The following is a 13,458-nucleotide window of genomic DNA, read 5'->3' on the forward strand; positions in this document are numbered from 1 at the left end:
TAGCTATATCGTGAAGCGAGATTGGTTTTCTCGCCCCAACCCTCTCCCCTCGGGGAGAGGGCATTGGCGTTACATCAATAACGATAATGATCCGGCTTGTACGGCCCTTCCACCGGCACGCCGATGTACGCAGCCTGTTCCGGTGTCAGCTTGGTCAGCTTCACGCCGATCTGTTCCAGGTGCAGGCGCGCCACTTCCTCGTCCAGCTTCTTGGGCAGGCGATAGACCGTCTTCTCATAGGTGTCTTTGTTCGCCCACAGGTCGATCTGCGCCAGCGTCTGGTTGCTGAAGCTGTTGGACATCACGAAGCTCGGATGGCCGTGCGCGCAACCTAAGTTCACCAAGCGACCTTCGGCCAGCATGTAGATGCTGCGACCGGTCTTGCCGAACGTATAGCGATCCACCTGCGGCTTGATGTTTTCGCGGGTGACATCCTTGGCGCCATTGAGGCGATCCATCTGGATCTCGTTGTCGAAGTGGCCGATGTTGCACACCAGGGCATTGTTCTTCATCGCCGCCATGTGTTCGAGCGTGATGATGTCCTTGTTGCCGGTGGTGGTGACGTAGATGTCGCCGGTGCCCAGCGTGTCTTCGATGGTGGTGACCTGGAAGCCTTCCATTGCTGCCTGCAAGGCATTGATGGGGTCGATCTCGGTCACGATCACGCGTGCGCCGAAGCCCTTCAGCGAATGCGCGCAGCCCTTGCCCACGTCGCCGTAGCCGCACACCACGGCCACCTTGCCGGCGACCATCAGGTCGGTGGCGCGCTTGATGCCGTCGGCAAGCGACTCGCGGCAGCCATAGAGGTTGTCGAACTTGCTCTTGGTGACCGAATCATTCACGTTGATGGCCGGAACCAGCAGTTTGCCGGCTTCCATCATCTGATACAGGCGGTGCACGCCGGTGGTGGTTTCTTCGGAAACGCCCTTCCAATCGGCAGCGACTTTCTTCCAGAAGCCCGGGCGCTCCTTCGCGGTGCGCTTGAGCAGGTTCTTGATGACCTGCTCTTCATGGTTGCCGCTGGCCGTGTTGACCCAGTCGTCGCCATTTTCCATATCCACGCCCTTGTGGATCAGCAGCGTGGCGTCACCACCGTCGTCGACGATCAGCTCAGGCCCCTTCATGCCGGGGTGGGTGAGCATGTCCAGCGTGCAATCCCAGTATTCCTCCAGCGTCTCGCCCTTCCAGGCGAACACGGGGATGCCGGCGGCGGCCACGGCGGCGGCGCAGTCGTCCTGGGTGGAGAAGATGTTGCAGGACGCCCAGCGCACCGAGGCGCCCAGCGCGCTCAGCGTCTCGATCAGTACGGCGGTTTCCTTGGTCATGTGCAGCGAGCCGGACAGACGTACGCCCTTCAGCGGCTTGGTGGCCGAATAACGGGCACGAATGGCCATCAGGCCGGGCATTTCTTCTTCGGCCATGCGGATGCGGCGGCGGCCGAGGTCGGCCAGCGCGATATCGCGGACCTTGTAGTCGTGGGTAGCGGAATCGTTGATTACAGCGTTCATGGGAAGGATGTCTCCGAGTCTCATGGGAAAACCCAGCCCGGGGAGGCCAGGCCGACGCGTGAATCGCGTCATGAGCGCCGTTGCTTTCGAAGCATCCACCGAGCCTGGCCGTTCTTTTTGAAGAACCTGCACATGCAATGTGCAGGTTCTTGCGGACGGACCCGCATCATGCGGATCCCACGGTCGCAGCGCCCCTCGGCGAAGACGCTCATTCTAGCCTGGGTACTTGGCTTATGACGAATGGAGCGCTGCAATGCATCATAAATTGGTTAGGCTAGGGAACTTGAGTCATTGGAGGCCCCATGGAAGTCAGTCGCGACCCCGAATTCCTGCCCCACGACGGCCCGCTGCGCGAAGACGTGCACCGGCTTGGCGCCATGGTGGGCCGCATGCTGGCCGAGCAGGGGGGCGAGGGCTTCTTCCAGCGCGTGGAGCAGGTGCGCACCGCTTCCATCGGGCGCCGCCGAGAAGGACGCGCGGCAGACGACCTGGCCGAATCCCTGGCCGGCATTGATGCCGAGCAAGCCGAAGCGCTGGCCCGTGCCTTCGCCACTTATTTTCAGGCGGTGAATACGGCCGAACGGGTGCACCGCATTCGGCGCCGCCGCGACTATCAGCGCGAAGGCAATGCCGTGCAACCGGAATCGCTGCTGGACGTACTGCAGCGCTTGAAAGCGCAGGGCGTGAGCGCGGATGAACTCCTGCAATGGCTGTACAAACTGAAGGTGGAGCCGGTCTTCACCGCGCACCCTACCGAAGCGATACGCCGCTCGCTGCTCGAAAAGGAGCAGGCGGTGGTGCGCGCACTGGTCGATAGCTTCGATCCCACCCGCACGCCGCAAGAGTGCAAGGAAGATGACGACCGCATCTTCATGGCCTTGTCCGCCGGCTGGCAAACGGCCGAAGCCTCGGCGATTCGTCCCAGCGTGCAGGACGAACACCATCACGTGGGCTTCTACCTCGCCAACCCGATCTACCGCATCGTGCCCGCGTTTTATGAATTGCTCGCCGACGCCCTGCAGGAGGTCTACGGCGTGGCGGTGCCACTGCCGCGCTTGTTGAGCTTCGCCACCTGGGTAGGCGGCGATATGGATGGCAACCCGAATGTCGGTGCCGAAACCATCGCCAACAGTCTCGCCACGCAACGCGCGCACGTGCTGGAGCATTACATCGCCGACGTCGATGGGCTGGCGCGGTTGCTGAGCCAGACCGTCGATCGCGTGAAGTTCGATGCGTCCCTGCTGAAGCGGCTGGCCGATTATCGCGAACAATTTCCGCGCGCGGCCGCCACCATTCGTCCGCGGCATGCGGACATGCCGTATCGCTGCCTGCTTACGCTGATTCGCGCCCGTCTTGAAGCCACGCTTGAAGACGAACACGCCGAAGGCTATCAGTGCGCCGACGAATTGATCGACGATCTGCTGCTGATCGTGCATGGCCTGATCGATCATCACGGCTTGAATGCCGGCGCTTACGCCGTGCGCCGATTGATCTGGCGCGTACGTACGTTCGGCTTCCATATGGCGCGGCTGGACGTGCGCCAGGATTCGCGTGTGCATGACGATGCGCTGGCAGCACTGCTGCGCGATGAAGCATGGACGCAACGCACGCCGGCCGAACGCGTGGCGACGTTGCGCCCCTATGCAAGCGGCGAGTGTGCGCTGGAAAAAGCCGACGAAGCGCAAGCCGAATCGCTTCGCGCCGTCTTCGCCACCTTGCACGAATCCCGCCAGCGCTATGGCGAGGATGCGATCGGCCTGTACATCATCAGCATGGCGCGCTCCGCGGCTGACGTGCTCGCGGTGCTGGCCTTGGCGCGGTACGGTGGGCTGGTCACCGACATGCATGTTCCGCTCGACATCGCTCCCCTGTTCGAAACGGTCGACGATCTGAAAAATGCGCCGAACACCCTGCGCGCATTGCTCGACGATCCCATCTATCGCGAACATCTGCGCGCGCGCGACGATTGCCAATGGGTGATGCTGGGGTATTCGGACAGCGGCAAGGATGGTGGCACGCTGGCCTCGCGCTGGGGTTTGCAGCGCGCGCAGGTGGAGTTGCTGGAGGTTGCGCAGCAGGCCGGTATCCGCCTGGCTTTTTTCCACGGCCGCGGTGGCTCGGCCAGTCGCGGTGGCGCGCGCATCACGCCGGCGCTGATGTCCTCGCCGCGCGGTTCGGTCAACGGCATTCTGCGTGTCACCGAGCAGGGCGAGGTCATCCATCGCAAATACGGTATTCGCGCGCTCGCGCTGCGCAATCTCGAACAAACCGTGGGTGCGGTGCTGCGCGCCAGTGTGCGCCCGCGCGATGAAGAAGCACGCGAGGCGGGCTGGCGCGAGATCATGGCGGAGACGGCGGCGGAAAGCCGGCTCGCGTATCGCGCGTTCGTCGATCGCCAGGGCTTTGTCGATTACTTCCGCGCTGCCACGCCGATCGATGTGATCGAACAAATGGCACTTGGTTCACGTCCCTCACGCCGGCGCAGCATGCGCGGTGTGGAGGACTTACGCGCGATTCCATGGGTGTTTGCCTGGACGCAGTGCCGCTCCATCATCACCGGCTGGTATGGGCTGGGCACGGCACTGGAGAAAGCCGTCGCCAAGCACGGGGAAACGGCGATGGTAGACATGGCGCGCGATTGGCCGTTCTTCGCCAACGCGCTCGATGACGTGGAAATGGTGCTGGCCAAATGCGACTTGGATATCGCCGAGGCGTTCTCCAGACTCGCCGGGCCGTTGCACGATGCGTTTTTCGGCCTGATTCGCGAAGAATTCGAGCAGACGCGCCATTGGCTACTGAAACTCAAGCACAGCGACGAGCTTCTGCGCGGCGATCCGCGTTTGTCGTTATCGATTCGCTTGCGCAATCCGTATGTGGATCCGATGAGTCTGCTGGAAGTCGACCTGCTGCAGCGCTGGCGTGCGGCCGACCGCAGCGATGAGCGCCTGTTGCGTGCATTGGTGGCGTGCGTGAATGGTGTTGCGCAGGGTTTGCAAAATACGGGGTGATATTTCGTGCATCCGGGCTGTTGCTTGCTGCTGTCCAACAGAGATTGCCGATGGCAATGCTATTCGGAGTGCGTCATTTCACCCGGCCTTCCCCGGAATGACGGTCGGGCAAGATAAACGTCTGTGGCGCATTTTTTTGAAGACACCGCGCCATAGCGACGAATACTTAGCCTTCTAACTCTGTCCATCGCGCATACGCCAACTCCAGTTCGGCCTGAGCTTTCGCCAACGCGTCGTTCGCACGCTGAATCGCCGTGCTGTCCTGTTGATAGAACGATGGATCGTTCATCGCCTCGGCACGCGCGGCAATCTCCGTTTCGAGTTGCTCGATGCGCGCAGGGAGTTGTTCCAGTTCGCGCGCATCCTTGTAACTGAGTTTGCGCTTGGGTGTTTCGCTCGCGGGTGTGGCGGACGATGTCTCGGCTTTTGCGGATTTGCCGGGTGGCACGTTCGCCTCCGCGAGTGACCGCTCCGCCGGCCTCTGCCGCAGCCAATCGCTGTAGCCGCCCACGTATTCGCCCACTCTGCCGTCGCCTTCCAGTACCAGCGTGCTCGATACCACGTTGTCGAGAAATTCGCGGTCATGCGAGACCAGCAGCAACGTCCCTTTGTATTCGGTAAGCAGCTCTTCCAGCAATTCCAGGGTTTCGACGTCCAGGTCGTTGGTCGGTTCGTCCATCACCAACAGGTTGGAAGGCTGCGCGAACAGTTTCGCCAGCAACAGGCGATTGCGCTCGCCACCGGAAAGACGCGTGATCGGCGCGCGTGCCCGCTCGGGCGAAAACAGGAAATCTTGCAGGTAGCCGATGATGTGCTTGCGCTGACCATTGAGCTCGATGTATTCACGCCCTTCGGCGACATTATCCAGGGCGTTCAAGGCATCGTTGAGCTGTGCCCGATGCTGGTCGAAGTAGGCGATCTCCAGCCCGGTGCCCAGGTTGACTTCGCCGCCCTTGGGCTGCAACTCGCCAAGCAGGATTTTCAGCAACGTGCTCTTGCCGGCGCCATTGGGGCCGATAATGCCCACGCGATCGCCGCGCATGATGGACGTGCTCAGATCATCGATCAGCACGCGACCGTCGTAGGCCTGATGCACATGATCCAGCTCGATTACTTTCTTGCCGGAGGTCTGTGCATTGGCCAGCGACATCTTGGCCGCACCACCCAGTTCGCGACGCTCGGCACGTTCGCGGCGCATCGCCTTCAATGCGCGTACACGACCTTCATTGCGTGTGCGGCGTGCCTTGATGCCTTGGCGAATCCATACTTCTTCCTGCGCCAGTTTTTTATCGAACAATGCATTGGCCTGTGCCTGGGCGTGCATGCGTTCTTCGCGCCGGCGCAGGTAATTGTCGTAATCGCCTGGCCAACTGGTGAGTTGACCGCGATCGATCTCCACAATGCGCGTGGCCAGTGCGCGCAGAAAACTGCGATCGTGCGTAATGAACACGATGCTGCCTTCGAATTGTTTGAGAAACCGTTCGAGCCAGCCAATGGCTTCGATATCCAGATGATTGGTGGGTTCGTCCAGCAGCAATACATTGGGCTTTCGCACCAGGGCCTGCGCCAGCAGTACGCGGCGCTTCATGCCACCGGAAAGCGCGGCGAAGTCGGTTTCGGCAGGGAGTTCCAGCTTCGCCAATACATCGGTAACGCGACGATCCAGATCCCAGCCGTGCTGCGCTTCGATCTGATTTTGCACATCGCCCAATGCATCCAGATCACCTTCGGCAAGCAGATGGTGATAGCGCGCCAGCAGATGACCAAGATCACCGAGGCCATCGGCGACGACATCGAAGACGCTGCCGGCCGTCGCCTGCGGCACCTCCTGGGCCATGCGCGCGACGATCACGCCGCTTTGCACGCGCACTTCACCGTCATCGGGTTGCAATTCCCCGGCGATGAGTTTCATGAGCGTGGATTTGCCTTCGCCGTTGCGACCGACGATGCATACGCGCTCGTTGGCGTCGATGGAAAGATCGACGTGTTCGAGCAGAAGAGGGCCGCCGACGCTGAAGTCGAGGCGCTGGAGCTGGATCAGGGACATCCACCCATTCTACTGGCTCGCTCCTTGCTTGCCTTTGTTTTAGGTGCCAAGGAGACTCCCCTCAAGGAATCCGGGCGCAGTGACGATGTAGTATGCGGAATCCCCTCACGGGGGTGTAACAAGTTCTTAAACCCGTGTTAAGCGGTAAAATTTACAAAAACATGTACTTAGCATGGCCGCTTAAAGGAATTTCTCTGGAAATTCCAGTGGGTATGCATTAAGGTTTCAAGCGACGCGCGGGTGTGGCACCGCGGTGTTGGGAGTGAAGGCCGTGGTGAACATCCAATCCATTCAGCCAGCGCGATTGCTGGGCCGCTTTTGGGGCCTGCTCGCCGTTGTGCTGTGCCTGGGCCTTGCCGGTTTCGCGGGGGTCGCCCATGCAGGTTATGCCGCCATCGTGATCGATCCCGCCACCGGCCAAATCATCAGCGCCGTCAACGCCGACGAGCAGAACTACCCGGCCTCGCTGACCAAGATGATGACGCTCTACCTGACCTTCCAGGCATTGCAGAGCGGCAAGCTCAAGGTCGATCAGGAGCTTCCGGTTTCCTCATGGGCCGCATCGCGGGCGCCGACCAAGCTCGGTTTGCGTGCGGGGCAGACCATCTCGGTGAACGACTGCATTCTCGGCATGGTGACCAAATCGGCCAACGATGCGGCCACCGTCGTCGCGGAAACCCTAGGTGGCAGCGAAGGCCACTTCGCCGAATTGATGACAGCCCAGGCTGCGGCGCTGGGCATGACCGCCACCCATTTCGCCAACGCCAACGGTCTGCCGGATCCGAACAACGTCTCCACCGCGCGCGACCTGGCCAAGCTCGCCATGGCGCTGTATCACGACTTTCCCCAGTACTCGAACTACTTTGCGACCAAGGAATTCGTGTTCCGCGGCAGGCTCGTCCGTGGCCACAACAATCTGATGGATCGCTATCCCGGCATGGATGGCCTCAAGACCGGTTTCACCGACGCATCCGGCTTCAACCTGGCTTCCACGGCCGTGCGCGATGGGCGCCGCCTGTTCGCCGTGGTACTGGGTGGCCGCACGGCGTCGGCGCGCGACAATTTGATGGCGCGGCTATTGGATGACGGGTTCGACAATGAGCCCACACCCGAGACGCTGGTTGCCCAGGCCGGTATGCCCAGCACCACCCGGCGCGTGCTGGCGGCGCTTTCGCCCATCGGCACGGCGGAGGCGGACGAAACGGCGCCTGCGCACCGCCGCGTGGCACGCGGCTGCACGCCGCACCGGGGCAAGAGTTGTCCGCGTGCGAGCCGATCGCACTCCAAATCCACGACACGGCTGGCACATCGCAAGAGCAAGAAAGTGATGCTGGCCTCTTCGTCCGAGACTCACGACTAACGGCAACGATCGCCTCACGGTATTCACCGTGGAGGTGATTGCGTTTTGGCGCGCGGACATCATCAGCCACTTGTCCGCTCGATGACCATTCACTCAGGCGGAATGCGCGCTCGTTCCTGAGCGCTATGCATCATGGCTGCGAGCGTGTCGTTCGCAGCATGGATACGACCGCACGCGTCACCATGTCAGCCTGAAGCCGATATCTCCCTGCAGACCGTGTCCGGTATTGCCCTCGATGCCATCCACGTACTCCAGCGTGGCAAACAGACTGGCGCGCCTCGTGGCCGACATTGCAACGCCGGGCCCGAATTGGAACCACGTGCCACCGATGGACGAGCGCAGCGTAAGCGGTTCCAGGCCGGTTGTGCTGGCGAAGATCGTTTTGGCGTTACATCCAAAACATGACCAGACATTGGCATTGAACCAGAAATACAAGGGTGTGCCGTTGTTGCTGAATGGCTTGATCAAGCGCGCGCCCATTCTCCCGTAGCCCGCAGTGGAATCCCTGTAACTGATCTGTGCGTACGCGTCCTGTCCGCTGGCGAATGAGAGGCGTTGGTAAATCGCCTGGGCCTGCGGTTCAATCGCCCAGCCACTCCGACCCAGACGAAAGGCGCGGTCAATCTCCACTGTTGCCGTGTCGCCCCATCCATTCGTGCGGAAGTTCTGTCCCTCAACCGATTCGGAATTTACGTTTGTATAGCGGCTTCCCTGCAAGGCCGCTTTAAAGTCCCAGCCACTACTGCTGCAATGATCCCAATGGATGCCCAATACGTAACTGTCCATCCACACCCGGCCTGCAAAACCACCGTACACATCATTCACGATGGAGTTGGCTCTCGCGTAGCCTGTGTACCAGCCGATCGAATCGTGGGAACCATCGCCATATACCCGCTCAAGCAAGCTCGAGCCAGCCTGGAATCCGTACAAGTTGTAACTGTAAGTGGGCCCGTTGCTACGGAATGATTGATATTCATCCACACTACTGCTGCCACTGGAATGTGCGGTGGTTCCGCCCGCCCCAAGGAAGTGAGCCCACACGGAAGGCCGTCCGTTGTCCTCTGTGCTTATGCGGCAGGTATAGGAGTTGTTTACCTCAGCATTGCCGTTGGCATTGCGGTTGCCGTTGCTGCTGTAGGCGTAGCGCCCGGTGCCATTAGCGCCATACACGTTTCCATTGTTTGCGCTCGCACCACCGTAGCTGGTGTAGCGATTGGCGCCACCACTGATGTTGTTGCCAGTGACGCCACCAGCGTAGGCGTAACTGCCGCCTTGGATTCCACCGCTGTTGCCGTGGCCGCTGCCAGTGTTGCCATTGACTTGGTTACCTTCGCCCTTGGCGTAGCCATTGCTGGCATTGTTACCGGCATAATTGTTCCCGTTGGCTCCATAACTACCAGCGTTGGTGTAGCCACCACCGGCACCGTTGCTGGCGTAGCCGTTATCGTTATGGGTGCCACTGTTTCCGTTGGAACCATAAGCAGTATTGCTACTGCCGTTGCTGCCACCGTAGTTAGGGTTGGCGCCATAGGGACTGCCATTGCCATACCCACCGCTGCCGCCATGTGCGTAGTTATTAGCGCCGCCACTCAGACTGCTTCCATTGGCACCCTTGGCGCCGCCGTTGCTTGCGTAGAAGTCGCTTTGGGTGCCGTTGGCGTTACCGTTCATATGGCCATTGCCGCCGCTGTTTGCGTAACCGCTGCCATGAGCATTGCCATTGTTTTCGTTGGTACCGCCACCAGAGACATAGTTATGGGTGTTGGCATTGCCGCTGTCATTGCGGTAATTGCCATCATTGGCGCCATGATTAGTGCCGTAGTTGGCGTTAGTGGCACTGTTGTTGTCCGCACCTTTCGGGTGGTCGTAGCTGTTGCTGCCTTCGCTATTGGTGGTGTAGTTGTTGCTATTGGCGCCACCACTGTTTCCGCCGGCACTCATGTTCGCATTAGTGCCGTTGCCACCGTTATTGGAATTGCTCTCGTAAGAGCCATTGCTCTGGCCTTTTGTGGAGCTGCCACCACTCAAGCCGTTTCCGCTTTGCCCGTTGCTATGGATGTCACCGTTATTGTTCGTTTCATTATTGCCGCCAGCACCACCACTGTCGTTGCTACCGCCGTTTGCGTAGCCGTTGCCTCCACCGTTTAAGCCGCTGCTATTCCGGTCATTGCTATTGATACCTTCGTTATCGTTTGCATGGCCGTTGCTGTTGGCACCACCACTGGAGCTACCGTTGCCGCTTCCACCATTGCTCGAGTAATGGTTGTTGCCGTTGTTCGCACCGGTGCCATTGTTTGCCCCATTGGAGCCATCGTTGCCGTTTGCGTAACTATTGTCCCCGTTGTTTAAGGCCTTCCCGTTTCCGCCGTTTTCGTTAGAGCCACCATTACTGGCGTAGTTGCTGCCATTAGTGCTACCACCGTTACCGCCGCCGCCAGTGTTTTCACCGCTACTGGTGCTGTTGTTACTGTTACCGTTAGGTGCGCCCCCATTCCCGTTGCCGTTAGCGCCGTTGTTGCTGTTTAGGGCGCCACCACTCCCATTGGTGCCGTTGATACCGCTATTGCTGGTGTAGTTATCTCCATTGCCGCCACCGTTGGAACCATTTCCATTGGTGCTATTGCTGGCATTGCCGCTTTCGTAGTTACTGCCGCCGCCATTGAGGGTGCTGCCATTGTTGGCGTTATTACTGCCGGTCGCGCCACTACCTTCATTGGTATCATGGCCACCATTGTTAGTGCCACCGGTTTCGCCATTGGCACCGTTGTTAGCGTAGTTGCTGCTACTGGCTCCGCCACTACTGGTGCCGTTTAAGCTTCCACCATTGGAGTCGTTGCCAGCGTAGCTACCACCATTACCGCGACCGTTGGCGCCAGTAGTGCCGGAACCATTTTCGCTCGCACCATTAGCGCCGCCGTTGCTGGCGTAGCTTCCACCATTTCCGCCACCATTGGAGCCAGAGTTGCCGCCAGATGCACCACTGCTCGCGTTGCTGCCAATAGGACTGCCATTGGCATAGTTGCTGCCGCCGCTTAGATCGTTATCACCATTGGCGCTATTTCCATTGGCGGGATTGCCGTTAGAGTCATTGCCGCTGTTGTTGGCGTAGCTGTTGCCACTGGCGCCACCGTTGGTCCGGCTGCTTCCACTACCACCGTTGCTCGTGCCATTGTTGCCGTTAGGTGTGCTGCCGTTTTCATTTGCACCACCAGCACTACCATTGTCGGCATAGTTGCTGCCACCGTTCTGGCCGCTGCTTTGGCCATTGTTCGCGTAGTTATTACCGTAGGCATTGCCACCGGCGCCGCCGTTGATAGTTCCGCCATCGCTGGTATTACTACCGCCGGTCGCACCATTACCTTCATTGGCATTGTGACTGCCATTGTTATCGCCACCGGCTTCGCCGTTGGCACCCTTGTTGGCGTAGTTGCTGCTGTTGGGGGCACCGTTCGTGCCGCCGTTTATACTTCCACCATCGGAGCCGTTGCTGGCGTAGCTACCACTATTGCCGCTCTCGTTGGTGCCCCCGTTACCCGCGTAATTGTTGCCGTTGGTGCTTCCACCATTACCCCCGGCACCATTGTTTGAGTGACTGGCACCGCCGTTAGCGGGGTTATTCTCTCCGCCATTAGCGGAGCTATTCGAGCCATTATTTAGGCCACCGTTGCCGCCATTTCCGCCGGTGCCAGTATTGTTGGAGCCATTTCCGCCAGCGCCATCAGCACCGCCGTTATAGGGGTAGCTTCCGCCATGGCCGCCGCCGTTGGAGCCATTTCCGTTGGGCCGGCTATTTCTGCCGCCGTTTGCGTAGTTATTGCCGTTGCCGCTTTCATTGGCGCCGTTCGTTGTGCCATTAGTACCACTGTTGTTCCCGCTGCCGCTGCCGCTGCCGCCGCCGGTGCTGCTGCCATTACCGTTGCCACCATTGTTGGCGTAGCCGTTACCGCTGGCACCACCGTTAGTTCCGCGGTTTAGGCTTCCACCATTGGAGCCATTTCCAGTGGTGCTCCTGCTCGTATTGCCGTTTTCGTAGTTGCTGCTGCCGCCATTGAGAGCGCTGCCATTCTGGCTATTGCCATTGCTACCGCCGTTATTGGCGTAATTGCCGCCGTTAGGATTGCCCCCCGCGCTACCGTTGATGGCCCCACCATTGTTGGTGTTACTGCCGCCGGTCGCACCACTACCTTCATTGGCACCGTGGTCACCGCTGTTATTGCCACCGGTTTCGCTATTGGCACCATTGTTGGCGTAGTTGCTGCCAGTGGCCTCACCATTAGTGCTGCTGTTTAGGCTTCCACCATTGGAGCCGTTTTTGGCGTAGCTACCACTATTGCCGCTACCGTTGGGGTTGCTGCTAGCCGCACCACTGTTTCCGTTAGCGCCATTGGCGCTGCCACTGTTTGTACCATTTTCACCGCTGTTAGCAGTGTTATTTCCACCATGGTTAGCGTAGCTATTTGAGCCACTGTTTAGGCTACTACCATTGAGGTAACCGTTGCTACCGTTCTTGTTGTCGCCATTTTTACCTGTGCTAGTGCTGGAATCTTTTTCGCTCGCACCATTAGCCTCGCCGTTGCTCGCGTAGTTGTTACCGTTAGTGCTTCCATCATTACCGCCAGTAGCATTGTTTGAGCCATTGACGCCGCTACCGTCGTTGCCGCTAGAGCCATTGTTGCTGGAAGCATTTCCGTTGGCTCCGTTGCTTCTGTCGCCGTTCGCATAGTTACTGCCATTGCCGTTTTCATTGGCTCCATTAGTTGTGCCATTAGCACCACTATTGTTCCCGCTGCTGCCGTTACCGCTGCCGTTCTTGTTGGCGTAGCCGTTGCTGCTGGCGCCACCGTTAGCGCTGCCGTTTAGGCTTCCGCTATTGGAGTCGTTTCCACTGGTACTCTTGCTGGCATTGCCGTTTTCGTAGTTGCTGCCACCGTTACTTGCGTAATTGCCACCGTTAGCATTGCTACCCGCGCTACCGTTCGTGGCTCCGCCATTGTTGGTGTTACTACTACCGGTCTCGCCACTGCCTTCATTGGCACTGTGGCCACCATTGTTATTGCCACCTGTTTCGCCGCTGGCACCATTGTTAGCGTAGTTGCCGCTGCTGGCGCCACCGTTGGTGCTGCCGTTTAAACTTGCGCCATTGGAGCCGTTGCCGGCGTAGCTACCACCATTGCCGCCCCCATTGCCGCTCCCATTGGTGCTGCCCCCCTTACTGCCAGCACCATTGGTTGAGCCACTGGCGTCGCGGTTGGCGGCGTTATTCTCTCCGCCACTAGTGTAGTTATTCGACCCCTTGTTTAGGCCACCGCTGGAGCTGCCGTTGCCAGCATTTTCGCCGGTTCCAGCATTGTTGTAGCCATTTCCACCCGTACTATTAGCACCGCCGTTGCCGCCACTGTTGGGGCTATTTTCATTGCCGCCGTTCGGATTGCCGGCAGTGAGAGCTGGCCCCAGTGGTTTGAACAGCGAAGCCCGGTTGGATAAGTGGATTGCCTGCGTGGTTTAAGCGGCTTTGGGCAAAGCCGTTATCGGGAA

Annotated in this window: 6 protein-coding genes and 1 riboswitch; of the genes, 3 read left to right on the forward strand and 3 right to left on the reverse strand. The window is 59.5% G+C overall.

Going from position 1 to position 13,458, the window contains the following annotated elements:
• Window positions 1–74 precede the first annotated feature (74 nt).
• Window positions 75–1,508: an adenosylhomocysteinase gene (gene ahcY / locus DWU98_RS19760; protein WP_115497303.1), complete on the reverse strand. Its 1,434-nt coding sequence runs from the start codon at window positions 1,506–1,508 to the stop codon at window positions 75–77.
• Window positions 1,509–1,573: 65 nt separating this feature from the next.
• A riboswitch (S-adenosyl-L-homocysteine riboswitch) is annotated at window positions 1,574–1,711 on the reverse strand.
• Between the two features lie 99 nt (window positions 1,712–1,810).
• Between ahcY and ppc the strand changes: the two genes are divergently transcribed.
• A complete protein-coding gene (ppc, locus tag DWU98_RS19765; RefSeq protein ID WP_115497304.1) occupies window positions 1,811–4,516 on the forward strand; it encodes a phosphoenolpyruvate carboxylase in 2,706 nt (901 codons plus the stop codon).
• 166 nt (window positions 4,517–4,682) lie between these two features.
• Here the strand turns inward: ppc and DWU98_RS19770 are convergent, their stop codons facing one another.
• Complete coding sequence (locus DWU98_RS19770; protein WP_115497305.1) at window positions 4,683–6,563, reverse strand: ATP-binding cassette domain-containing protein; 1,881 nt, start codon at window positions 6,561–6,563, stop codon at window positions 4,683–4,685.
• Between the two features lie 274 nt (window positions 6,564–6,837).
• Between DWU98_RS19770 and DWU98_RS19775 the strand changes: the two genes are divergently transcribed.
• Complete coding sequence (locus tag DWU98_RS19775; RefSeq protein ID WP_115497315.1) at window positions 6,838–7,923, forward strand: D-alanyl-D-alanine carboxypeptidase family protein; 1,086 nt, start codon at window positions 6,838–6,840, stop codon at window positions 7,921–7,923.
• Between the two features lie 177 nt (window positions 7,924–8,100).
• On the opposite strand, the gene DWU98_RS19780 is transcribed toward DWU98_RS19775, so the two are convergent.
• Window positions 8,101–9,951: an autotransporter domain-containing protein gene (locus DWU98_RS19780; protein ID WP_115497306.1), complete on the reverse strand. Its 1,851-nt coding sequence runs from the start codon at window positions 9,949–9,951 to the stop codon at window positions 8,101–8,103.
• Between the two features lie 1,230 nt (window positions 9,952–11,181).
• Here DWU98_RS19780 and DWU98_RS19785 point away from each other — a divergent pair.
• On the forward strand, window positions 11,182–11,511 hold the full coding sequence (locus DWU98_RS19785) for a hypothetical protein (RefSeq protein ID WP_115497307.1): 330 nt from the start codon (window positions 11,182–11,184) through the stop codon (window positions 11,509–11,511).
• Window positions 11,512–13,458 lie beyond the last annotated feature (1,947 nt).

The organism is Dyella monticola (genome assembly GCF_003363155.1).
Classification (GTDB): Bacteria; Pseudomonadota; Gammaproteobacteria; order Xanthomonadales; family Rhodanobacteraceae; genus Dyella_B; species Dyella_B monticola.